The 24,948-nt window shown below is 64.3% G+C and carries 15 protein-coding genes; 12 read left to right on the forward strand and 3 right to left on the reverse strand.

Annotated elements, in window-relative coordinates; genetic code table 11:
* Positions 1 to 68: 68 nt before the first annotated feature.
* From E0473_RS13155 to E0473_RS13195, 9 genes are all read left to right on the forward strand, one after another.
* On the forward strand, positions 69 to 578 hold the full coding sequence (locus E0473_RS13155) for an RNA polymerase sigma factor (RefSeq protein WP_137681336.1): 510 nt from the start codon (positions 69 to 71) through the stop codon (positions 576 to 578).
* Complete coding sequence (locus E0473_RS13160) at positions 575 to 1,549, forward strand: FecR family protein (RefSeq protein WP_137681337.1); 975 nt, start codon at positions 575 to 577, stop codon at positions 1,547 to 1,549. The genes E0473_RS13155 and E0473_RS13160 overlap by 4 nt, the downstream gene beginning before the upstream one ends.
* 42 nt (positions 1,550 to 1,591) lie before the next feature.
* A complete protein-coding gene (locus E0473_RS13165; protein WP_161981610.1) occupies positions 1,592 to 4,615 on the forward strand; it encodes a TonB-dependent receptor in 3,024 nt (1,007 codons plus the stop codon).
* Positions 4,616 to 4,687: 72 nt separating this feature from the next.
* A complete protein-coding gene (locus tag E0473_RS13170; RefSeq protein WP_137681532.1) occupies positions 4,688 to 5,218 on the forward strand; it encodes an RNA polymerase sigma factor in 531 nt (176 codons plus the stop codon).
* A gap of 38 nt (positions 5,219 to 5,256) precedes the next feature.
* Positions 5,257 to 6,180 (forward strand): FecR family protein, encoded by a 924-nt coding sequence (locus E0473_RS13175; protein WP_137681339.1) that lies wholly within the window; start codon positions 5,257 to 5,259, stop codon positions 6,178 to 6,180.
* Positions 6,181 to 6,182: 2 nt separating this feature from the next.
* Positions 6,183 to 8,615, forward strand: a complete 2,433-nt coding sequence (locus tag E0473_RS13180) for a TonB-dependent receptor (RefSeq protein ID WP_241657507.1) — start codon at positions 6,183 to 6,185, stop codon at positions 8,613 to 8,615.
* An 81-nt stretch (positions 8,616 to 8,696) separates the two neighbouring features.
* The gene (locus tag E0473_RS13185; RefSeq protein WP_137681340.1) at positions 8,697 to 11,873 is read left to right on the forward strand and encodes an autotransporter family protein; all 3,177 of its coding nucleotides are present in this window, start codon (positions 8,697 to 8,699) and stop codon (positions 11,871 to 11,873) included.
* Positions 11,874 to 12,082: 209 nt separating this feature from the next.
* Positions 12,083 to 12,613 (forward strand): MarR family winged helix-turn-helix transcriptional regulator, encoded by a 531-nt coding sequence (locus E0473_RS13190; RefSeq protein WP_161981611.1) that lies wholly within the window; start codon positions 12,083 to 12,085, stop codon positions 12,611 to 12,613.
* Positions 12,614 to 12,683: 70 nt separating this feature from the next.
* Entirely contained in the window at positions 12,684 to 14,339 is a 1,656-nt protein-coding gene (locus tag E0473_RS13195; protein WP_137681342.1) for a dihydroxy-acid dehydratase, read from the forward strand.
* A 44-nt stretch (positions 14,340 to 14,383) separates the two neighbouring features.
* Here E0473_RS13195 and E0473_RS13200 read toward each other — a convergent pair whose 3' ends face one another.
* Positions 14,384 to 15,874, reverse strand: coding sequence for an FAD-dependent oxidoreductase (locus E0473_RS13200; protein WP_277751520.1), 1,491 nt, complete (start codon positions 15,872 to 15,874; stop codon positions 14,384 to 14,386).
* Positions 15,875 to 16,084: 210 nt separating this feature from the next.
* On the opposite strand from E0473_RS13200, the gene E0473_RS13205 reads away from it, so the two are divergent.
* The 3 genes from E0473_RS13205 to E0473_RS13215 are packed head-to-tail and all read left to right on the forward strand — an operon-like array spanning position 16,085 to position 20,695.
* Positions 16,085 to 19,162 (forward strand): TonB-dependent receptor plug domain-containing protein, encoded by a 3,078-nt coding sequence (locus E0473_RS13205; RefSeq protein WP_161981612.1) that lies wholly within the window; start codon positions 16,085 to 16,087, stop codon positions 19,160 to 19,162.
* A 58-nt stretch (positions 19,163 to 19,220) separates the two neighbouring features.
* Entirely contained in the window at positions 19,221 to 19,751 is a 531-nt protein-coding gene (locus E0473_RS13210) for a hypothetical protein (protein ID WP_137681345.1), read from the forward strand.
* Positions 19,752 to 19,783: 32 nt separating this feature from the next.
* Positions 19,784 to 20,695 carry a TauD/TfdA dioxygenase family protein gene (locus E0473_RS13215; RefSeq protein WP_137681346.1) on the forward strand — a complete coding sequence of 304 codons (912 nt, stop codon included), beginning with the start codon at positions 19,784 to 19,786 and terminating at the stop codon, positions 20,693 to 20,695.
* A 9-nt stretch (positions 20,696 to 20,704) separates the two neighbouring features.
* On the opposite strand, the gene E0473_RS13220 is transcribed toward E0473_RS13215, so the two are convergent.
* Both E0473_RS13220 and E0473_RS13225 read right to left on the reverse strand, forming a co-directional pair.
* On the reverse strand, positions 20,705 to 21,655 hold the full coding sequence (locus tag E0473_RS13220; RefSeq protein WP_137681347.1) for a MarR family winged helix-turn-helix transcriptional regulator: 951 nt from the start codon (positions 21,653 to 21,655) through the stop codon (positions 20,705 to 20,707).
* Between the two features lie 146 nt (positions 21,656 to 21,801).
* Complete coding sequence (locus E0473_RS13225) at positions 21,802 to 24,762, reverse strand: TonB-dependent receptor plug domain-containing protein (RefSeq protein ID WP_137681348.1); 2,961 nt, start codon at positions 24,760 to 24,762, stop codon at positions 21,802 to 21,804.
* Between the last annotated feature and the right edge of the window lie 186 nt (positions 24,763 to 24,948).

The raw sequence follows: 24,948 nt of genomic DNA on the forward strand, positions 1-24,948 counted from the left end.
GCAGCAATGAAGGTGTCACTAACCAGACCTAGGCCCGCCCCGCTTACAAAGACAAACAGGGGCGCGCCATGGAACTGGACGAATTGTCATACCGACTGTTTCGCTGTTACGTCTATCGGCTGGCCTACCGCAAACTGGGCGACCATTCGGCAAGCGAAGACATCGTACAGGACAGTTTTCTGCGCTTTGCCCAATATCCCAGGGAAGCGGTAGGCAATGTCGGCGGGCTGCTGCACCGCATCGCCAATAACCTCATTATCGACCGTGCCCGCTCCAATCGGCGCCGGGCTGAAGATGCCTTGCCGGAAGATGGCATGGAAATTCCGGGCGAAGAACCTTCGCAAGAACAGGTATTGATCGACAAGCAACGCCTGGAACAGGCTTCACGAATACTCGACCAAATGCCGCCCTTGCGCCGCCAGGTCTTTATTTTGCGCCGACTGCATGGCATGTCGTCGAAAGAGGTGGGGGCAGCTATGTCGATCAGCCCAGCGGCGGTCGACAGCCATGTTGCCCGTGCCGTGCTGGCTCTTCACCGGGGCTTTGCTGCAGCGGAAGAGCAAACGATTTCTCGATGAACCACAAGATTACCGAACAGGATGAAGAGGACGCAGCCCTGTGGGTGTCCCGTCATTTGGGCGGCCCGGTCGACGTGATGGCCTTCGCCCAGTGGATGGGCGACAAGCCGGGGCGGCGCGAGTTGTTCGATGCGATGTGGCGCAACTGCATGGACGACAGTGTCACTGCTTCCTTGCAGGAACACAGCAGCAGGCAGGACGATACGCCCGTGGCGGCGAACGATATGGCCCCTGCGGCGCATCCGGCGCGAGGGCTGATGATGCTCGGCGCTGTGGCTGCCGTGCTGATGGTCGTTGCCGCCTTCGTGTGGCTTCCCATGAGCCAAGTGCAGGCAACCAGCGAGCGATACCAGACGGCGGCCGGTGAAGTGCGTGAAGTCGCGCTGGCCGATGGCAGCACGGTGCTGCTTAACGGCGCGAGCGCAATCGACGTGCAGCTTGGCAACGATAGCCGCCATGTAACGCTGGCAGCAGGCGAAGCGCTGTTCGATGTCGCCCACGATGCCGACCGGCCCTTTACAGTGGCAGCTGGCGCGGGGAAGGTCACGGTGCTGGGAACGCGGTTCGATCTGGCGCTTAACGGCGATACGGTTGAGTTGGAAGTTTCTCGGGGACTGGTGCGTTTCGCGGCGAGCGAGGACGAAGACACGGCGGTGCTGGTGCGGCGCGCGCAGCGCTCCATGCTGGCAAACGGCGCCCCCACAGCTCCTGTCTCCTATGCCATGCGCGGGGAACCCGACTGGCGCAGCGGCTGGCTGGAAGTGGCAGACATGCCGCTGGCGCAGCTGATACCCCGGCTTGAGCGATGGACGGCCAAGACGATCGAACTGGAAGACCCAGCTCTGCTCGACCGGCGCGTGGCCGGGCGCTTTCTACTCTCCGAGCCGGGGGCGGTGCTGTCGGGGCTTGGTGCGATGCACGATTTCCGGGTTCGTGAGACCGAGGCCTCTTTCGTAATCGACAGGCCTTGATCCGGGATTTATCCAATGGCTTTTCGAAGGCGCGCAACCCGCATGTCGCACATGCGCCTCAGCCGGGCTCTCCAGCGCCTTAGGCCAGCCACCCACGCTTCCCTCCGCCCGTTTGTGGTGATGGCGGCCGTGGCGGCGGCGTCACCAGCCGAGGCGCGCGACATCTCTTTTTCAGTGCCGGCAGGCCCGTTGTCGGCAGCGCTTCCCGCCTTTTCGCGCGATAGCGGTGTTCAGATCATCGCCCGGCCCGAAGTGCTGCGCGGGAAGCGCACACAAGGCGTGAGCGGGCGCATGTCGCTGGAGCGGGCGTTGCGAGTGTTGCTGCGCGGCACCGGGCTGCAAAGTCGCCGGCGGGGAGGCGTTATCCTGATCATTGAGGGCGCCGCGCCCGTGCGGCGTCCGCCCGCAGCCGTTCGGGCCTCTCCGGCGCCCGTCGCCCAAGTGCAGGACACCCGCCCGCTGATCGTAACCGGCCAGCGCATGGCAGACCGTTTCTCGGTCGAAACCAAGGTTGCCGCCATCGGCATCGTCGATGCGGTCAGCGGTGACGACATGCGGCGGCTTCCCGATAGCACCGTGGTCGATGCCCTGCGCCGCGTTCCGGGCGTGTCGGTCGTGGCCATTGCCGATAACGAGCATCCGCGCGACGTGCCCATTGCGCCGGTGGTGCGGGGGCTTACGCAGGCGTATAACAACATCACGCTAAACGGGATGCCTATTGCCTCCATCGGTGTGCCCGATGCCGTTTCGAACAGCGGCAGCCGGGGTGGGCGGATGGACTTGCTGCCAGCCTCGGCAATCGCGCGGCTCACAGTCATCAAGACCTTCACCCCGGACCTCGACGCCAATGCCATTGGCGGGGCAATCGATATGGAGACGCTGATGCCGTTCTCCGGCACCGGCGAGAGCTTTCTGGTGGGCGAGGCGGGACTGTCTGCGGCCAGCCAGCGCAGCGTTGTGCGCCCGCAATCGGAGCTCGGCGGCAATGCTTCTGTCACCGCAGGGCATGTATTCGGGCCTGATCGAAAGCTTGGCGTGCTGATCTCGGCCGACTTTCAGAGGCTCGACAACAGCAGCGACGTGCATGGCAACGCCGATGGTAATTTCTTCACCTACTACAATGACGATGGTGATGAGGTCAGCGATCTCGCGCTTTCCAACGGGATACTCGTGCCGCGCCAGGACAAATACTGGTACAACGAAAGCGCGCGCAAGCGCTGGGGGCTGCGCGCAGCCGTGGCGGCGAGGCCGTCCGATCGGCTGAGCCTTTCTGCCATGGCCGGGCTTTATCGTTTCAACGATGGCTTTACCCGCAACGAGATCATCATCAGCGCTGGCGATGCGGCCGTGGCGGAGCAGACAGCGACTTCGGGCCGGTTTGCCAGCGGCTCGGTGCAGGTCGGCTATCGTGATGGCGTGACGCGCAGCGCGGTCCGCCTGGTGCAGCTCAAGGCGCAGTGGGAGCCATCATCGCGCGACCGGATCAGCCTTGCGAGCAGCATTTCGCGCGCCAGCCTCGACGAGGCCTTCCAGATGGTGAAGTTCACCGCTGGAACAGACAGCGAGGGCAAGGTGGTGGGCTCCCCAGCGCTTGGCATCACTTACGATACCGGCAGCTTTCACCACAGCTTCGCCCTTGCACCCGAGGCATACAACGACCTTGCCGCCTATGCGCCGACCTACTGGCGCGATCGCGCACGTAGCGCGCGCTCCACCGCCGATGCGGTTCGTGCCGACTGGCACCATAATATGGACGGCGAGGAGGGCACCTTCGGGTTGGCAGCAGGCCTTTCCTGGAAGGCCACGCGCTACACCTACGCCTACACCAACGAGCAGTATCGCCTCTACGGCAGCTCGCTATCGCTGAGCGATGCAGGCAATGTTCGTGATGTGCCGCTTCGCTGGAACCGCAGCGGTCTGTCGCTGATCACAATTGAGCCGGACCCGGCCTGGCGCCTGCTCGAAGAGAATATCGGCAGCGCGGTCCGCAGTAACGCCACCGACGACAACCTGAGGGACAATTTTAGCCACCGCGAGCGCATCTTCGGTGCCTATGCCATGGCGCGTTACGAGCGCAGCGGGCTCGAGCTTGTCGCCGGCCTTCGCGCTGAGCAGACCTGGACCCGCACGGCGGCCAACCGCAAATTGGCCGACCTGTGGGAACCGGTCACGGTCCGCTCCGACTATCTGGAGGTGCTGCCCTCGCTGCTCGCCAACTACCAGGTTGCCGAAGGGCTGAAACTGCGCGCGGCCTACAGCCAGACGATGGGGAGACCCGGGTTCGAAGTCTATGCCCCTCGCCAGTCGATCAGCTTTGCGGCCGACGATGACAAAGGCGACAGTGCAGCGCTGGGCGTCAAGGTCAACCTCGGCAACGCGAATATCAGGCCGCGGATTTCGGACAATTTCGATCTCTCGCTCGAGTGGGAGCTGCCTTCGGCGCTGGGCGGATTGCTCTCGCTGGCGCTGTTCCGCAAGGCGATAACCGATGAGATCTTCGATTCGGTGACGACCGGCTACAGCTTCAACGGGATCTACTATCGCAACGCCAGGGTGATCCAGCCCGTGAATGCCACTGAGGCCCGTGTCTCCGGTCTCGAACTGGGGGCAACCATCGTCTCGCTCGAAGAGCTGGCTGCGCCGCTTGAGCCGTTCGGTCTCAGCGCCAACTTGACCGTGCTGCGCGGAACGATGGCAATCCCCGTTCCAGATGGTGCGCCGCGAGAGATCGATCGGCTGATTGGCCAGCCTTCGCAGATCCGCAATATTTCGGTCTACTACACGCGCGGCGGGTTCGAGCTGCGGGCGGCGCTCAACTGGACGGGGCTGGCCCTGCGCAGCGTGCAGGCGGACGATGCGCTACAGGACGTCTATTGGGCTCCGCGCCGACAGATCGACTTGCAAGCGCGCTATCGCCTGGCCGATGGCGTCAGCCTGATCTTCGAAGTCGCGAACCTGACCGAAGAACGGCTGGAGAGCTTGACCGGCCCGGACCATGTCTGGCTTAAAGACAGCTATTCGGTTCCGCGCACCCTGCGCCTGGGCGTGAGTGCGCGGATCGGCTGAGCGAGCGCATAGCGGCTTTCCAACCTGCCAGATTGCACCTACACAACGGCGCACGATGTCGCGCACGTGGTCATGACAGTACAGACATCCCCTTCCGGACTCGAAGCGGCGTTCCTCGACAACAGGGAGCGCCTGCTGCGATTCCTCGCTGCGCGCGGGGCGGGGGAAGAGGCGGAGGATGTGCTACAGGAAATCTGGCTGAAGATATCGGAGCGGCGGACCGGGCCGGTCGCATCGCCGCTACCCTATCTGTTCCGCACGGCGGACCTTTTGCTGATCGACCGCTATCGCGCCCGGCGCCAGGCCGACCGGCGCGACAGGGCATGGAGCGAGGTGCATTCGGGCAGCACCCCTGGTGTCTCCGATGCGCCCGCCGCCGACCGCCAGCTTGCCTCGCGTCAGTTGGCGCTGCTGGTGAAGAAATTGCTCGACGATCTGGAGCCGCCGCGTGTTGGCGAAATATTCCGGCGCCACCGGATCGATGGACTGACCCAGCGCCAGATCGCGGCGGAATTCGGGGTCAGCCTCAGCACGGTCGAGAGCGATCTGCGCCGTGCTTACAAGGCTCTGGCCGACTTGCGGGAGCAGCTCGATGAGGTGTGAGGCAATCGACTCCGTCTTCGGGTCAGGAGGACTGCACCATGCAGCATGACGATCCAATCCGCGAACAGGCTGCCCTTTGGGCGGTGCGCACGGGCGATCCCGGCTTTGCCGATTGGGATGCCTTCACCGACTGGCTTGAGCGCGACCCGGCCCATGCCGAGGCTTATGACCGGATCGCAGGCGCTGTTGCCGATGCGGCGGATGCGGAGCGCGATGTCATAGTGCCCGCGAATGACGAAGTGCCGTCCGCGCGGCCGGTTCCGCGCCGCTGGATGTCGGCGGCGGTGGCGGCGGTGTTGCTGGTGGTGGTTGGTATCGGCCTGTGGTGGGGCGACCATGGCGTGCAGACATACGAGACAGCGCCGGGCGAAACCCGCCTGATCGCGCTCCAGGACGGCAGCAAAATCGATCTCGCTGCCGACAGCCGCATCGCGCTGGACCCAGACAAGCCGCGTCTTGCCACGCTGGAAAAGGGGCGCGCGCTGTTCACGATTTTGCACGACGATGGCGATCCCTTCGTGCTCGATGTAGGTGCGGATCAGGTGGTGGACGCAGGCACGGTGTTCGAAGTGCAGCTTGGCAGCAACGAGCTTGCGGTTGGCGTTTCGGAGGGGCTCGTGATTTTCAATCCCGCCGGTCAGAATGTGCGGATCGAACCCGGACAATTGCTCGAAAGCCCACTCGGTTCGAACGATGTCACGATGCGTGACATCGCGCTCGAACAGGTCGGCGAATGGCGCGAGGGGCGGATCACGTTCGAACGCGCCTCCATCGCGGAGCTGGCCGCCGAGCTTTCCAGCATGTCGGGCGTGACCTTCAGCGCGGCCCCTGCCAGCGTGCGCGATGAGGTTTCGGGCAGCGTGTTGATCGACCCGATCCGTGCCGATCCGGCCTCGCTCGGCCCGCTGCTGGGCGTGAGCGTGCGCCAGGCGGGCGATGGCTGGTTGATCGAGGCGCGCTGATCGTGCGGGCGATCACCTGGAGTGTTGCCCTGCTTGGCTTGTCGCTGGCCGGGCCGCTTCTGGCCCATCCGGTGATGGTCGACAGCGCGGCGGGTACGGCTGGCCGCGCCGCCATCGCTATTGCGCGGCAGACCGGCACCAGCATCGTGATCGCCGATGCCCCGATTGCGAGCCGCCGCGTGCCGCCAATCCGAGGGCAGATGGAGGCCGAGGAGGCGGCGCGGCGGTTGGCGCAGGCAGCGGGCGGGCGGGCTGTGCGAGCGGGGTCTGCCGGTTGGCGCATCGTTGCCATCCCGAAGGCTCCGCAGTCCCGCAATGCTGCTCAAAGACGCCAGCTTCCCACCTCGGTTTCCGGACCGCCACCCGCGCCGGTCCAGCCACTCGAACCGGCGGAAATCGTCGTTTCGGCCAGCAAGCAGGATGCGATGCTGAGCCAGTTTGCCGGGCATGTGTCTTTGCTGGCGGGTGAGGATCTCGCGCTGGGCGGCATCGGCGGGACAGAGCGCGTATCCGAAAGGATCGCCACTGTCTCCTCGACCCATCTCGGCAGCGGACGCAACAAGCTGTTCATTCGCGGCATCGCCGATTCCAGCTTCACCGGCCCGACCCAGGCAACCGTGGGACAGTATCTCGGCGATCTGCGCCTGAGCTACAATGCGCCCGATCCCGACCTGCGCCTGTCCGATCTGGAGCGGGTGGAGGTGCTCGAAGGCCCGCAAGGCACGCTTTATGGCGCGGGGTCGCTGGGCGGGATCATCCGGCTGGTGCCAAATGCGCCGGAGCTAGGCGTGGTGGCCGGATCGGCGCAGGCCGGCGGTTCGCTCACCCAGCATGGCGCGGGCGGGGTGGATGCAAGTGCGATGGCCAACCTTCCGCTGCTGGGCGACAGCGCGGCGCTGCGGATGACGCTCGATGCCGCAACGCAGGGCGGCTATATCGACAAGCCAGTGCTGGGCATGGAGAACGTCAACCGCACCAATATTCTGGGCGGTCGCGCCTCGATACGGGTGGAGCTGGCCCCGGAATGGACGGTCGACCTGATCGGCGTGGCGCAGACCATCGAAGCCGACGACAGCCAATATGCCGATCGTGAAGGTGCGCCGCTGGTTAGCTCTTCACCAGTCGTGGAAGGCTCGAAGGCGGATTATCTGCACGGCCAGTTCATTGTCTCTGGCTGGATTGGCGACGTCAGGCTGCGTTCGAGCACCGGCATCGCCTCGCAAAACCTTCGTGAGCGCTATGACGCGACGCTGCCCGGCGGCAATCCGCGATTGTTCGTGCAGACTAACCACACCGAGATGTTCGCCAATGAGACGCGCGTCTGGCAACCGCTGACCGGCCGCGTCGGCTGGCTGGCGGGCATCTCCTACACGCACAACGTGACACGACTGTCTCGCTCGCTGGAAGACGAGGTCATGATCCAGCCCACCCCCGGCGTCACCAACCCGGTCGATGAGGGGGCGCTCTATGGCGAGGTGCGGCTGGCCTTGCGCAAGGGCCTCATCGCGAGTGTGGGCGGGCGGCTCACCCGCTCCGTGCTTAACGGGACGGACCGATCCTATCAGATCACAGCCGACGGCCAATACGACGAGCAGTGGTGGGGCAGCCGCAGCACCACGGCATTTCTGCCCTCGGCGTCGCTGCTGGCACGGCTGGGTGAGAAAGACAGCCTCTATGCCCGCTATCAGGAGAGTTTCCGGTCCGGTGGCCAAGCCATCCTCGGGCCGCGCCTGCAACGGTTTTACGACGATCACACCGCCACCTTCGAACTGGGCGCGCGGCACGGGCAGAGTGGCAGCGATATGTTCGATCTTGCCGCCAGCATTTCCTACACGCGCTGGACGGATATTCAGGCGGATTTCATCGATAGCTACGGCTTTCCCAGCACGGCCAATGTCGGTGACGGGCATGTCTGGTCGGCGAGCCTTTCGGGCGGGGTCACGCTTGCCCCCGGACTGCGCATCGAGGGCGGGGTGGTGTTCAACGACAGCAAGATCGACCGATCAGATCTCGCGCAGATTCTGCGCATGGCTGTCGAATATGATCTGTCCGCCGATACTATAGAAGCAATCGAGGCGCAGCTTGCGCTGACCCAGATTCCGAATATCGCCCGGTTCTCCGGGCGGCTCGGGTTCGACTACCGCCGCCCGCTTGGTTCAAGGCTCGAACTTAGCGCGCGGGGCTGGGCAAGCTATGTTGGGCGTTCACGGCTCGGCGTCGGGCAATATCTGGGCGATTTGCAGGGTGACTATCTCGATAGCGGGGCAACGCTGCGCATTGGCTCTGCCACACAAGGACTGACTTTGAGCGTGACCAATCTCGCCGATGTTGAAGGCAACCGCTTTGCACTCGGCACCCCCTTCGCGGTGGCGCGCGAACAGGTGACGCCGCTGCGCCCACGCACTGTCCGCATAGGCTTCGACGCCGCTTTCTGAATTTTTTTGCAGATCGGGCCAAGGTGTCCGGCAATCGGTTCCGTCTTCCCGGGCATAGGCACCCGAGAGGACTTTTCTTACATGCGCAATATCCTGTTCGCTTCGACCGCTGCACTGGCGCTTGTCGCGCCGCTCGCCACGCCCGCAATGGCGGAAGACATCGGCACGGCGCGAACCACTCCGGCGCGCACGTCAACGGTTGCCGATGGCGCGCCCGGCGCGATCGCCATCACCGACAAAGGCTCGATCACGCTGAGCTCCGGTACGGCGGTGACGATGGACAGCAATCATGCTGTCACCAACGCCGGCAAGATCACCATTTCCGACGCCGATGGCGCTGCGGGTATCGTCGCTCAGGCGGGTACAAATGGTGCAATCGTCAATTCGGGCACGATCACCATCGACGAGCCTTACACCCCCACCGACACCGACAAGGACGGCAACCTCGACGGGCCATTTGCGCTGGGCGGAAACCGCTTCGGCATCCGCATCGATGGCGCGCATACCGGCAAGGTCGAGAACAGCGGCACGATCACAGTGGAGGGCAACGATTCGGCTGGCATCTGGATCGCCGGGCCACTGAACGGAGCCTTCACGCATAATGGCACGACCAAGCTTCTGGGCGATCGCACCACGGCGATCCGGCTTGATGAGGTTACCGGCGATGTGCGGCTGGCAGGTACTATCTCGGCGCAAGGTGAGGACGCGGTCGCAGCCCGCCTTACGGGTGGCATCACGGGCGCAATGGTTGTGCAGGGCACCATAAGCGCGACCGGCTATCGCTATACCACCGCACCGAAAGACCCCTCGACGCTCGATCCCGACGATCTGCTGCAAGGCGGCTCCGCGCTGATGATCGAGGGCGATGTCACTGGCGGGATCGTTCTCGCCGTGAAGCCTGAGGATGCGGCAGAGGGCGAGGGGTCTGCTAGCGTGCTTGGCTTTGGCGCGGCCCCGGCCATGGTGATCGGCGCGCAAGGGCGTGACGTTGCCATCGGCCCGGTCGCATCGACGGCCAGCAAGTTCGGCTTGCAGATCGCCGGCGTTGTGCGCGGCTTGGGCGTTTACACGGGCGTCGATGCCAACGGCTTGCAGATCGGCGGGCGCGGCGGAGCTGTCTCTATTGCCAACGGCATGTCTGTCGCAGGCAGTGTCACGGCCGTGTCGGTCGATGCAAATGCCACGGCTCTGCGCTTTGGAGCCGGGGCGACCACACCCGAATTGCAGGTATCGGGCACGGTCCAGGCCACCGGGGCCGATGCGGCGGACGAGTTCGCCACCGCCCTTCGCATCGATGCCGGCGGCTCGCTCCCCGTTCTGCGCAACAGTGGCACGATCAAGGCGGTATCGAGCGGCGCGAACGGCAATGCCACGGCCATTGTCGATGCCAGCGGAACGCTCGCGCTGATCGAGAACAGCGGCAAGATCGAAGCGAGCGGGGCCAACACGGATTCGACGCGCAACATCGCCATCGACCTGCGCGCAAACACCAGCGGGGCGACCGTGCGCCAAAAGGTTGTCGGCAACGGCTACGATGCTCCGACTATCGTCGGCGATGTCCGCTTCGGCTCGGGCGACGACGTGCTCGACCTGGCCGATGGATCCATGACGGGCTCGGTCTATTTCGGGGCGGGCACTGCGCAGATGACGCTGTCTGGCGATGCGAGGCATAATGGCAACGCCTATTTCGGAGGCGGCGCAGACGTGCTCGCGCTTTCAGATAGCGCCGTATTCGACGGGACAGCGGATTTCGGCGGCGGCGCAGCCACCCTGACGCTGGCAGAAACAGCGCGCTTTTCCGGCAGGCTCGCCAATGCCGGCAACCTGGCGGTGAGCGTAAGCGGCGGCGTGCTCGATCTCACGGCTCCTTCGTCGATTGCCTCGCTCGATATGGGGGAGGATGGCACGCTGGTGGCCACGCTCGACAAGACGGCAGGGCAGGGCTCGCTTTACGATATTTCGGGCACGGCCAGCTTCGCCGAGGGGGCCAGGCTCGAAGTGCGCCTTGCCAACCTCGACGATGCCGAGGGCCGCTACGAGGTGCTCACGGCGGGCACCTTGCAGGGCGCTGCTGACCTTGAATTGGGCGAAACGCTGCTCCCGTTCCTGTTCAAGGCCTCGCTTGCCACCGATGTGGCGGCCAACACCATTGCAGTCGATGTTTCGCGGCGCAGCGCGCAGGAACTTGGGCTCAACGCCGCGCGCGCCTCGGCTTTCGATGCGGTCTTCACCGCCATCGGCAAGGACGAAGATATCGAAGACTTCTTCATGGGCATCACCAAGGGCGAAACCTTCCGCGCGGCGCTGGGCCAGTTGCTGCCCGAACATAGCGGTGGCGCCTTCGAGGGGATCAGCATGGGCACGCGCATCATGGGCCGCCAGGCTGCCGAAACCGTCGGCCCGACCTACTCGCTGGGCGGTGTGGACCTGATCTTCAACGCTGCCGTATGGACCAGCTCGAAGGACGAGCAGGCGACCGCTTCCTACGATGTCGACGGCATGGGCTATTCGGTCGCGGCCGAACTCGACACCGAGACGTTCGGCTCGATCGGTCTTTCGCTCGGCTACCTTTACAACACCTTCGATCAGGGCAACGACTTCGCCCGGGCCGAGTCCAACACGATCGAACTGGCCGCGTATTGGCGCGCGAAATGGGGCGGGTTCAATGCCTTCGCGCGCGGATCTTATGGCTTTGTCGACTTCGGCGGCACCCGCACGCTTCAGATCGGCTCGGACACCAAGGCCAAGAATCTGGAATCGCGCGGCGATTGGGGCGGCAACCTCACCACGCTGAGCGGCGGCGCGTCTTACGAGACCGGCGGCTGGTTGTTCGTGCGGCCCGCCGTTTGGGCTGACTTCGTGAAGCTGTCGGAAAATGGCTACACCGAAGAAGGCGGCGGCAAGGGCGTGGACCTGATCGTCGAGGAGCGCGACAGCGACGAGTTCGCCGTCAACGGCAGCGTCACGGTCGGCATCGACTTTTACGGCAAGGGCCCGCGCGACAGCAACTGGCTGCGCGTCGAAGGCGAGGGCGGTTGGCGCGAAGTGGTTGGCGGCAGCCTGGGCGCCACCACCGCGCGGTTCGCCGATGGCGAGAGCTTCACCATCGACCCGGAAGAACAAACCGGCGGCTGGTTCGCGCGGGCACGCGCCGTTGGCGGCAGCGAGGTGTTCGAAATCGGCGGCGAAGTTGGTGCCGAGGAACGTTTCGACCAGACGGCCTTTTCGCTGAAGGGCACCTTGCGCATCGGCCTTTAAAGATGGTGCTTGTTTCCCAGACCCCACTGGGAAGCAGCGCCGCGAGGGTGAGGTGCCCGATCCTGTTGCCTCACCCTCGCAACTTCCTCGTTAGCGGACGAACAGTCTTTCCCTCCACTTGCGCTGGCCGCGAAGGCGTTGTTCCGGCTATAGCCGGTCGGCAACGGCCACAGAACAAGGCTGCCAAACACGCGCACCTGGGGGGCGAAATGAAGTTCGATGGCGATCTGAACATGGACAAGTGGGCCACCCGCTTCCACGAGCATTACACCCGCGACAGCCGGCTTGAGAAAGAGTTTCTTCTCACACGCGCGCTGGTGATCGCGGCGCGGCGCTGGACGAGCTACGTCGACACGCTCATCAAGCAGCGCACCGGCATCTCGCGCGCGCAATGGCAAACCCTGTCGGCCCTGCTGCACTGCGATGGCCCGGTGACGGTGGGCGACCTGTCGCGCAACATGCACGTCAAATGGCCGACCGCGATCCGGGTGCTGAAAGAACTGGAAGCGCTCGATCTTATCAGCAGCGAGCCGGACCCTGCCGATGCGCGGGCGCGACTGATCGCCATCACCAAGGAGGGCGAACACATCATGGAGGAAGTGCGCGAAGTGCTCGATCCCACCCGCGCGAAAATCCTGAGCGCGCTTTCCGATGAGGAACTGGTTGCCGGCACCCACATGCTCGGCGTTCTGATGCGCGAGATCGGCGCAGCGATGGAGGGCGGCAACGCGGACGAATAAGGCGCGTCTTGCGCCCGATTATGTAGTATGCGACATAACTGCAAAACCGCCATCTTTGGGAGAAGACGCCATGAAACTACGCAGCCTTGAAGCCAACAGCCCCGGTCGCCGTGCCAACTGGAAGGCGCTCGGCCTGTCCAAGGAGGATATGGAAAAGCCCAAGATCGCGGTGGTCAATTCCTCCAGCGAACTGGCGATCTGCTATGCCCACCTCGATGGCATCGCCAAGATGGTGAAGGAAGCGATCCGCGAGGCGGGCGGGGTGCCGTTCGAGGTCCGCACTGCCGCGCCGAGCGATTTCATCACCGGCGCGAACAAGTCGGGCAGCTACATCCTTGCCGGGCGTGACATCATCGCCAACGATATCGAGGTGCAGGTCGAGGCTGCGATGCTCGATGGGATGATCTGCCTCACCTCCTGCGACAAGACCCCGCCGGGCCACCTGATGGCGGCGGCGCGGCTGAATATCCCGACGATCCTTGTCATCGGCGGTTACCAGCAGGCTGGCGAGATTGATGGCGAGCCGGTTGACGTTGAGGATGTGTGGTCGGGCCAGGTCGGCGCGATCTTCGGCAAGGAGCCGAAATTCCCGATCCCCGACATGGCCGAAAACGCCATTCGCGGCCCCGGCGTCTGTGCCGGGATGGCCACGGCCAACACCATGCATTGTGTGGTCGAGGCGCTTGGCATGGCGCTGCCCGGCCATGCGCCGGTGCGCGGCAACTCGCCCAAGATGCAGGCCAATGCCAAGGCCGCGGGCAAGCGCATCGTCGAGATGGTGATGGAAGACCTGCGCCCGCGCGACATCCTCACCCCCGCAGCGTTCAAGAATGCCGTGGCGACGGTGCTGGCGGTGTCCGGCTCGATCAACGCGATCAAACACTTGCAGGCGACGGCGATCGAGGCTGAGAACGGGGTCGACGTGTTCGCCCTGTGGGAGGAGATGAGCGACGTTCCCGTGCTCTCACCCGTGCGCCCGACCGGGCATATCCGTATCGAGCAGTTCGAGGACGCAGGCGGCGCGCGCGCCACGCTGAAGCGCCTGTTGCCGATGATCGATGGCGGTGCGCTGACCGTTTCGGGCAAGACGCTGGCCGAGAACATCGCCGATTACGAGATCGAGGGGCCGGACGTGATCCAGTCGCTCGACAATCCGGTGGGCAAGGGGCCTGCGATTGCCATTCTCAAGGGCAATTTCGCCGATACGGCGGTTGTCCGGCTGGGCGTGCGCGACGGCTCCCGGCCCGAGGAGTTTACCGGCCTCGCGCGGGTGTTCGAAGATACGGCCACCTGCATGGATGCGATCAAGACCGGAGCGATCAAGGAGGGCGACGTGATCGTCAGCCGCAACCAAGGCCTCAAGGGCGGCCCGGCGATGGGCGGCGGTGCGTCGCTGGTCCTGTTCGCGCTCGATGCGGCGGGGCTGGCCAAGACCACCGCCTTCGTCACCGACGGGCAGCTTTCGGGGCTGTGCCTGAAGGGGCTGACCGTGGCCGAAGTCTCGCCCGAGGCGGCGACCGGCGGGCCGATCGGCAAGGTGCGCGATGGCGACACGATCACGATCTCGGTTGAGAGCCGCAGCATCGATGTGGCGCTTACGGCGGAAGAGCTGGCGTCGCGCGAAGGCGTGGGCGTGCGGGTGCCGGCCTCGGGCTATCTCGACAATTTCCGCCACGCGGTGCGCGGGATGGAAACCGGCGGCGTGCTGCTTCCCGAAAAGAGCTAAAAGGGGCGGGCCGGTCCTCTCGGCGAGGACCGGCCCGGCTTCCGTCAGGCGACCGTAGCCGCCTCCTTGCGGGCTTCTTTCACCGCCGCATCCTCGTGCAGGTGCGCGCCCTGCGTGCGCAGCGTCTGGCGGATTTCGTCCACATTCACCGCGCGCGGCTCGATCCCGGCATTGGCCGCCAGCGCCGCGCCCACACCGGCGGCATGGCCGGTCAACCAGCACTGCGGAATCTCGCGCATGAAGCCGTGGCTGTTCGCATCGCAGCTGATGTGCCGTCCGCCCACCAGCAGCCCATCCAGAACGCGCGGCACGAGGCTGCCGTAGGGCACCGACACCACCGGGAACTTCGGGCTGATCGACGGCGATACGCCAACCTCATCGGCCGCAGGCGTGCCCTTCGGCCAGTCCGCCCGCTCGATCCGGCCCATGCCGCCGAGCCTGCGCGTATGGCGCACACCCAGCTGGCTGGCGCTTTGCAGCGAATAGACGTTCTCGAAGCCGGGCGCGTGCTTGCGAAAGAACTGGCAGTGCCCCTCCATCAGCCGGTGGCTGCGGATTTCCACCTCGGTCATGTCGTCGACATTGAGCGCGCTGAGGCCTGACTGTCTCGGGCCGAGGAACAGCGCGATATCGGGCCGCCAGCTGACATAGGGCGTCTGGAAGAAGCCCAGCTCCTCGCGGCCCCGGTTCATCAGCTCGGTGAGCTGCTCTGGATAGAGCACCTTCCAGTTGATCCAGCGGTCCATGTTGACCCCGCCGAGCACCCAGCCGGTGTTCATCGAATGGTGGACGTCGCCTTCCTCGATATCGGTATCGAATTCGGCCCCGGCGCGGGCGAACATGTCGCCATCGCCGGTGGTGTCGACCACCACCTTGGCCTTGATCGCCTGCCGTCCGGCCTTGCTCTCGAAGATCACGCCGCGCGCGGCGCCGTCCTCGATGATCGGGCGGGCGGCCCAGGCGTGAAACACGATCCGCACGCCCGCTTCCAGAAGCATCTCCTGCGCGTTCAATTTCATCCGCTCGGGGTCGAGCGTGGGGGCCCATTGCACGATGCCGTGGAAGGCGGTGGTGCGCTGGCTCCAGTAGGCGACCTTTGCCTCCTCGCGCGCGCCCCAGTCCTCCATCGGCGGACCGGCGACACCGTCTTTCGGCATACGGTCGATAAACTCTCGGGCAAAGCCCTGAATGACGTGGTTGCCGCTCCAGTCGGTCATGCGGTCGATCCACATGACAAGGCCGCCTGTCGAAAGGCCGCCGAGGCAATTGTAGCGCTCCACCAGCGTCACATCGGCTCCGGCCTTAGCCGCCGCCCATGCCGCCGCGCAGCCCGCAGGGCCGCCGCCGACCACCACCACATCGGCCTGATGATAGACGTCGATGTCGCGCGCTTCTTCGCGAATCGTGCCGCCGCGCTTGGACGGGGGCAGGTTACGCTCCTGCGAGCGGAACACGTCCGACCCGAGGAACCGGTCTTCGGAATGTCCTTCAACCTTCTGCAATTCAGGAATTTTTGGTGATTCTGGTTTGGTCACGATTCGTTTTGCCTCTTCCTGTTGCCCCAGTTCGCTGGAGCTGTTCTGACCACCCGCCCTACCTGACGGATGAAATGATTGCATTGCTCACTATATCTGCTTGCACCATAATGTATCACCCTACATAATGTCGATGGCTCTGACCAGCCGGTTGGATGCTTCAAGAAAATGGCCCGCCGTTTCGGCAGAGGCCAGATAAGGGAGAGTGATATGAAAAACGCGCAATTTGCGCGGCGTGCGGCGCTTGCCTGCTCGTCTGCGATGCTGATCTGCCTGAGCGCGAATGTCCATGCCCAGGACAGTGTTGGAACCACTGCCAGCGCGAGTGACGATGAGATCGTCGTCACCGGTTCGCGCATCGCCCGCCGCGATTACGATTCGGAAAGTCCGATCGTCACGGTCGGTTCGGACATGCTTGAAAACACGTCCTCCGTTTCGCTTGATCAGAGCCTCAACAAGTTGCCGCAATTTTCGGGCGGGGCCAACCAGATCACCAGCGCCGACGATGGACAGACCACGCCGACCAGCAGCCCCGGTATCGCAACGGTCAACCTGCGCGGGCTTGGCTCCAACCGCACTCTGGTGCTGTTGAACGGGCGGCGCACACAGCCGGCCAATGCCAGCCTCGTGGTCGATCTCAACACCATCCCCACCGCTGCCTTGCAGGGCGTGGAGATCATTTCCGGCGGTGCCGCCTCGACCTATGGCGCCGATGCCGTGGCGGGTGTGGTCAACTTCCAGCTCAAGCGCAATTTCAGCGGGGTTGAGATCGATACCCAGTTCGGCCAGTCGTTCCGCAGCGATGCCGAGCAATACAAGGTTTCGGCGCTGATCGGTTCCGACTTTGCCGATTCGCGCGGCAACGCCATGATCGGCCTGACCTATCAGAAGCGCGAAGGCGTGCACCTGCGCGACCGGCCCTTCTTCGAGGCGGCCTTTACAGATCCGAACACGCCGGGCCGGAACACCTGGCCCAACTTCGGCGGCTTCAATGGCAGTTCCACCCAGGCGGCCTACGATTCTGTTTTCGTGCCCAAGGGCTATCTGCCCGGCGACGTGCCTGCAGGCACTCAGCTGTTCTTCAACACTGCGCCGACGGTAGACGGGGCGAGCCTGTTCGCGGTCGCCCCCGGCGCGGTCTCGGGCGATGCTGCCCCCGGCTATACCGGTTCGTTGTATCCCGAGAACAAGCTGCTGGCTGATGGCACCTTGTCGCCGAACTCCTTCCCAGGTCTGCTGTCCAGCCCGATGGAACGCTATTCGCTGTTCGCAACGGCCTATTACGAGGTGAGCCCGGCGCTGGAATTCTATGTGCAGGGCAATTTTGACCAGAACGAGGTGATGACCGAATTCATCGGCTATACCCCGGCGTTCAACCAGTGGTCGGTGAATATTCCGCGCGATGGCAGCCATGCGATCCCGGATGAACTGGCGACGATCCTCGATGCACGCGCCAATCCCGCCGCACCGTGGACCTTATACAAGCAGCTGGACTATGCCGGGCCGCGTCAGGTGACGACCAACACCTATACTTACGAGGTGCTGGTGGGCGCGCGCGGCGATCTGCCGATCAGCGACTGGACCTACGACGTGTTCGCCTCGCACGGGCGCACCAGTTCGGATGTCGACTATGCCGGATTCGTCGATCTGACGCGTTATCAGGATCTGATCGCCCGCCCGAACTACGGCGCAGGGGCCGAGTTCAACAATGGCCGCACGGGGCTGCTTGCCACCTGCACCAGCGGGCTCAACCCGTTTCTCAACACCGCCGTTTCGCAGGACTGCCTCGACATTATCGCGCCGCAGTACAATTCGGAAACCGAGCTGACGCAGGATCAGGTCGAGCTGAATATCCAGGGCGCGCTGTTTGCGCTTCCGGCGGGCGATCTGCGCTTCGCCGTGGGCGGGGCCTATCGCGAGAACGACTTCAGCTATAATCCCGATCCCAACTTCTCGACCTCCAACACGACGTCGCTGACCATTGGCCTTTTCGACGTGTCGCCCACCTCGGGCTCCACCAACGTGAAGGAAATCTATGGCGAAGTGCTGATCCCGATCCTGACGGACAAGCCGTTCTTCGAGGATCTGAGCCTCAATGCGGGCATCCGCTATTCGGATTACAACACTTCGGGCGGGGTCACGACCTGGAAGCTGACCGGCGATTGGCGAGTGACCTCGTGGCTGCAACTGCGCGGCGGCTATCAACGGGCCAACCGCGCGCCGAACGTGGCCGAGCTGTTCCAGCCCGCCGTGTTCCAGACTGTCGCGTGGCCCGATCACGATCCGTGTTCGAAATTCACCCGCGCCGACTATGGCAACGTGCCGGGCAATCCCAACCGGCAGCAGGTGCTCGATCTGTGTTCGGCGATGGCGGGCGGTTTTCCCATTACCGAGGACTTTGTCGGCAATGTGCCGACCTATTTCCCACTCGGCCGCGACCTTCAGCGTGGCAATCGCGACCTGTCATCGGAGAAGGCCTCGACCTGGACGATCGGCGGGGTGATTTCGTCGCCCAGCGCCAGCCCGGTGCTGCGCGATCTGAGCCTCTCGGTCGACTACTACAACATCACCATCGACGGCGCGATTGCTCCCGCCTCGACGCAGGTGGTCTATCAGGAGTGCTTCAACGCGCTGGGCAACAACCCGAATTACGATCCGGAGAACGAGTTCTGTCAGCGCATCAACCGTTCGAGCATCGACGGGCGCTGGATTTCGACCGTCGCCTCGTTCGAGAACCTCGGGATGTTGGCGACTTCGGGCTTCGACGTTCAGCTCGACTGGGCCGTCGATGCGCCGGGGCTGGGCGGTGACAGCGGCGCGGTCTTCGCCAATGTGCTGTTCAACTACCTCAGCGAATATCTGGTGCAGAACAATCCGGGCGGCCCGGTATTCGATTATTCGGATACCGTCGGCGCGGAGATAGGCATTCCGCCCTATGGCCCGCAGTTCCGGTGGAAGCTGAACACCACGGTGGGGTATGACTTCGGGCCGGGCATGATCAGCCTCAACTGGCGGCACCTGCCCTCGGCACGGCATTTCGTGAAGGCAACCTCGCCAAATGCCCAGCAGGACGATATCCGTGCCTACGACATCTTCGATCTGGCTGCGCGCTATCAGGTCAACGAGTTGCTACAGTTGCGCGGCGGCATCGAAAACCTGTTCGACCGTGATCCCAACATCTACGGTCGTATCCCCGGCGTCACCGATGCCGTGGGCGAGCCCGAACCGGGCGGTGCCTTCGATGTGCTGGGCCGCCGGTTCTATATCGGTGCGAAGGTCTCGTTCTGATGTCGGCGGGAGGGGCAGGGCGCTGATCATGCCCCTCCAGGCCAAATGCGAGAGGACTATGATGAAGGCAATCGGTGTGATGACAGGGGCGGTGTTCCTGCTCGCGGCTCCCGCCGCTGTCGCCCAGCAGGAGCGTGACTGGGGCGGGATCGAACGCTGCGCCACAATCGCTGAGGCGGGCGAGCGCCATGCCTGCCTCGACCGCGAACTCGCCGCGCTCGGCCTGCTTGACCGCGCACCCACTACAGCGGCAGTTCGCGCGCCGGTTTCGCCGCCGGTTCAGGCGCGGGCGGTTCCTTCCTCTGCGCCAAGCGCGGCAACCAGCGACACGATGGTGTACGAAGAGAGCGAACCGCGCGCCCCGGTCATAGCCGATATGACCAGCAGCGTGGCCACTGCCCGGCTTGACCGCAGGCGCGGGCTGGAGGTCGAGGCCGCCAACGGCACCCGATGGCGTTCCACCTCTTCGGTGTCATTGCGCCGTGCACCGCCTGAGGGAGCGCCCTTTGCTGTCGAGCAAGGCGCTCTGGGCAGCTACACCTGCCGCATAGAAAGCAGCACCTATTTCAAATGCGAACGCCTGTCGTGAGTGGCAGAGCGAAGCAGAGAGGATAACCAGACATGATTGAGGCCAAACCCCTATCCCCCCACTTCGGGGCCGAGATCGTCGGCGTCGATATCAGCAAACCGCTCGAACCCGAGACGATCAAGCAGATCGTCGCAATGCAGGATAAGTGGGGCGTCACCGTTTACCGCGACACCGGGCTGGATGACGAAGGCCAGGTGCGGTTTGCGGGCTACTTCGGCTATCTCGAAAGCCTGCCCCCGCGCGATGGGCGCCCGCGCCAGTACCTGTTCAACGCGGGCAACCTCGACAAGGATGGCGAGATCAACCGCGCGCCCAGCGCGCTGACCTACCGCAAGGGCGACATGATCTTCCACACCGACAGCTCGTTCATGGACCTGCGCACCAGCTATTCGATGCTGCGCGCGGTGGAAGTGCCCCCCAGTGGCGGGCCGACCTGCTTCGTCGATGCGCGCACCGCCTATGACGACCTGCCCGAAGACGTGAAGGCGAAAATCGCCGATCTCGAATGCGAGCATTCCTTGTGGTGGTCGCGCAAGCAGGGCGGGGCCGAGATCACTCGCGAGATGATCGAGGAACGCCATCGCCCGGTGCACAAGCTGGTTCACACCCACGCCGGATCGGGCCGCAAGATGGTCTATGCCGGGGCGCATTGTTATCGCGTGGTCGGCTGGGGCTGGGAGGAAAGCCGCGAGCTGATCGACTATCTCAACGCCCATGCGACGCAGGAGAAATATATCATCTCGGTCGACTATGCCGTGGGCGACATGGTGATCTGGGACAATCTTGCCTGCCTGCACCGTGGCGGCGGGTTCAACTGGGACGAGCGCCGCGACATGCGCCGCGCCACTGTGCGTGAGGCAGCAGGGCCGGAGCAGCCCGACGATCCGTTCGGCGAACTGTTCAGCAATGCCCCGCCGATGTCGCGGCTCGACAAGATCAACTAGACCGGGCTGTCAGGCCTCTGGCGCCATCGTGCTGGCGTTGGCGATCAATCGGTCGAGCTGGGCGCGCAGACGTTCGAGGTGGATCGGGCGCAGGCCCTCGATCATGCGCGCGTTGCGTTGTTCGGAATCGGTCGCCATCAGCCGGTAGACGCGCTGCCCCTCGGCGGTCAGGTCCAGCAGGCGCGGCGCGCCCGAACCATCCTCGGTGCGCAGGATCAGGCCTGACTGTTCGAGCGCGTTCAAGGTCCGGCTTAGCTGCCCCTTGTCCACCCCGATATGCTCGACCAGGCCCGCAAAGGGTATGGCCGGGCGATCGGCCATATTGACCAGCACGCGCCATTCGAACTGCGACACCCCCGCCAGCCGCTTGAAAGCGGCGGTGGCGGTGCGCAGGACGGTGTTGGCGAGATTATAGAGCAAGGGATGAACGCGGGTGGCAAACTCGGTCTGCGCGGCGGGCAGGTCCGCCGGCTCGTCTTCTGACCGCGTCAGCGCCAACTCCTCGGCAAGCAGGCTGCTGGCGCGTGCTTGCAGGTGAATGAGCATGGCCACCAGCTCGATGATTTCGCCAGTTTCGAGCCCCCGCAACAGGCGCGCTTCGCGCTGTTCGGCGATTGCGAACAGCTGCCTGCCCAGCTTCTCGCCCTCGGCGGTCAGGGTGTAGGGATCGCGCTGGCGTCCGGTGTTGACGAGCCCGTCCTTGCGCAGGGCGGCCAGCCCCCGGCTGACCTGCGCCATGTCGCTGCCCAAGGTATAGGCCAGCTCGAACACGCGACCCTCGCCATTGCGATAGAGCGCAAACAGGATGCGGCGGGTAAAGGCGTTGTCGGGTTCGAGACCGGCGAAATCGGTGCGGGCGCTCTGGTCGAGCAACCGCCGCAGCACCAGAATACGCGGCGAGAGCAGGTCGTTTTGAATCCCGGCCAGCAGCGGATGATCGCCATTTTGCTCGCCCGCCATCCTTGCGTTCCTACCCTATCGTGCCACCGGTCTTGCGATCTCCCGATATTCGCAAACGCCCAAGCGCGCAAATAACCAAACCGACGCCAGCCCCGCTCTTTCAAGCAGGGCTGGCGTCGGGCACCGGGGAGGGCGGTGCAAGCCAGTCAGAACCGCGCGCGGGCGCCGAAAGTGAAATAGCGCCCAATGGTGTCGAAATAGACCGGGTTGGTGGGGAACTGGAATTCGGGCACGATCGGCGGATCCTGGTCGAGCAGGTTGTTGATCCGGGCGAACAGTTGCAGCCCGTCGCCGTTGTCCCAGTTGGGGCCGACATTGAAGGTGCCGAACAGATTCAGGTAGAACCGACTGGGCACCGAGTTATCGGAAATGCTGTTGGGCTGGGTCGGATCGTAGCCGTCCTGGCCGGGGCCGGTATAAAGCGCGTTGAGCACCCCGCTGCCGATGTAGCGGCCCTGCAAGGTCGCCGTGAAGCGCGGGTTCACCAGCGTGACGAAGGTGTTAGCGCTCCAGTCAGCCGCCGAAGTGCCGGCCGATCCGCCGGTCTGTCCGGCACCGTCGATAAGCTGTCCGAACGATAGCGTGGAAAGCTCGGTCACATGGGTGGCGAGCGCGCGCAGGATCAGGTCGTTGCCGCCGCCCACCGAGGTGCGGTATTCGGCTTCGAAGTCGAACCCGGTCGTGCGCAGCTCTTCGAGGTTGAGCGAGACGTTGCGGATCTCGGTCAGGGCATCGCCGGTGGTGATCGTGCCATCGTTGATCAGCGCGCAGGCCGCCTCGCGCCCGCCGAAGCATTCGTTGACGATATTCTGCGCCCCGCCGGGCGGGCTGGAGATATAGTCCATCACCGAGATGTCGAAATAGTCGACCGAGAGCCGCAGCCCTTCAAGTGCCCCGCCGGGGCTGAGGATCGCGCCCGCTCCCCATGTGTCGGCCTTTTCCGGGCGCAGGAAGGGGCTGCCACCGCTCAGCAGCGAGGGGTTGTTCCCGGCACCGCCCTGGAACGGGTTGGAAATCGTGCTGAAGGCAGAGGCGGAGGACAGGAACAGTTCGGCAAAGTTGGGTGCACGGATATCGCGCGAGCGGCTGAGGCGGAAGCGCAGCCAGTCGAACGGCTCCCAGTTGGCGCTGAGCTTCCAGGCCGTCGCATCGAACGAATTCGCAACATTGGTGCGCAGATAGCTGCCGAAGCCGGTTATCTTGTAATGCGTCTGTCTCAGCGCGGCGTTGAGGGTCAGCGCCTCGAACATCGGCTCGTCCGCCAGCAGCGGGACTTCGATTTCGCCAAAGCCTTCGATCACCTCGGTCTTGCCGTCGTAGTCGGCGCCGAAGTTCTGGAAATAGGCGTAGAGATTGGACAGGTCGTCATGCGCGACGTCGATTGTGTCGACCCGGTATTCCGCCCCGAAGGCGATGCCGACGCTGCCGCCCGGGGCTTCGAACAGGCTGCCGCTGATATTGGCCGCGACCACGTGCTGTTGCAGGCGGATGTCCTCGATCAGGTCGCCGTAGATGTAGTCCTTCGCCGCAGGTTCATAATTGTTCTCGCCGAACAGGTTGAGCGGCACGCACCCTTGTGCCGCCGCCCTCAGAGACGGGTCGTCGCTCAGCAGGGCGCGGCAGGTCGGCTGGCCGGTTGACGGATCGACCACCGCGTCGGCCGCGAAATAGAAATAGGCGTTCGACTGCGCGATGGTGGCAGGATCGGTGACTGGGAACACCGCCGCGCCAACCACGAGGTTATCCTGCACCACCTGAAGGCGGTCGGTCCGGCTGTATTGGTAGTAGCCGTTCCAGTTCCAGCCGCTGCCAAACTCGCCATCGAACCCGGTGGAAATGCGGTAGGTGTCTGCATCGGAAGTGCTGTATCCGCGCGCCAGATCGTTGAACAGGCGCGCCATGGTGAAAGCGGCGGCGGTGTTGGCGGGCCGGGTCAGCGAGGATGGGCCGGTTGGCTGCGCCGGATCGGCGAAGGTCTCGCGGATCGCGTCGGGGATGAAGGGGTTGTCGGCGAAGATCGGGATCGCGGTGTTGAAGAACGAGGTTTGCAACAATTGCCCGTCGACATGGCCATAGGTGCCGTCGATGAAGGCGGTGAGCCCCTCGGCCAGTTCATAGTCGAAGTGGGCGTTGACCGAATAGCGCTCCACGGGAACCGTAATGTTGGCGTCGATGTAGGCGGGCACGATGTCGCCGCCGACCTGGAACAGCGCGAAACTGGGGCTTCCCACTTCGAATGGCTGCGGTTCGCCATTAGCGTCAAAGGTGATGCCGCCTGTGCCAAACAAGCCAGCATAAGGCCCGCGCGTCACCACGCCGCCGCTGTTGAAGTTCAGCCCGGCGTTGTCGTTGCTGCGCACATAGTTGGGCTGGCCGTTGCCAGCGGCATAGCCGAGGTTGGTGACGACCGCGCCGGGGGTACACCAGTCGCGCTCGAAGCAGTTGCCGATGCCTTCCTGCTTCGACCATTCGCCGCCGATCACGAAATGGCCACGATCGCCGACGCGGGTGCCGAAGGCAGCGGCCGCATGGTAGCGTTCGCCGTCGCCGCGCTCCGAGACACCGACATCGGCTTCAAGTTTGAGCCCTTCGAGATCTTCGTTGAGGATGACGTTGACTACGCCGGTGATCGCGTCCGAACCATAGGCCGCCGACGCCCCGCCCAAGACGATTTCGGTCCGCTCGATCAGGATCGACGGCACGAAATTCAAGTCGACTGATCCTTCGCGGGTGGTGGGGGCAAAGCGGCGGCCATTCACCAGCACGAGGTTGCGCGTGACGCCAAGCCCGCGCAGGTTCACGATCCGCGCGCCGACGTTAAAGCTGCCGAAGCCCTGTGTTTGCGGGCCGGTGGTGTCGCGGAACGAGGGCAGTTCGGTGATCGCTTCGGCAATGTTGGTGACGCCGCGCCGCTGGAGATCGTCCGCACCCAGCGTGGTGACGGGGGCGGGGCTGTCGAAGGTGCCGCGCGCGATGCGCGAGCCGGTGACGACAATGGTGCTGTCCTGCTCGAGGTCCTCATCCTGCGCGAGGGCTGGGGTGGCAACGCAGGCGGCGCAGGCCGCCATCAGCGCGGCACGGAATTCGAGTGCAGTTCGGCGTGTCATCGATGTTCCCTCCCAGACCGGCGCCGCATGGGCACGGGAAGGGCGTCGACACGCAGGCCACAGGCTTGCCGCCGCAGACCATGCGAGCCGATCTATCGGGCCTCAGGCCCGTCTCCCCGTCTTTTGACACATGCAAGCGTCATTTTTCTTAGGGACTTGAGTCCCGCTGAAGTCATCCGACTTGAT

Source organism: Aurantiacibacter suaedae, assembly GCF_005434915.1.
GTDB classification, from domain to species: Bacteria; Pseudomonadota; Alphaproteobacteria; order Sphingomonadales; family Sphingomonadaceae; genus Alteraurantiacibacter; species Alteraurantiacibacter suaedae.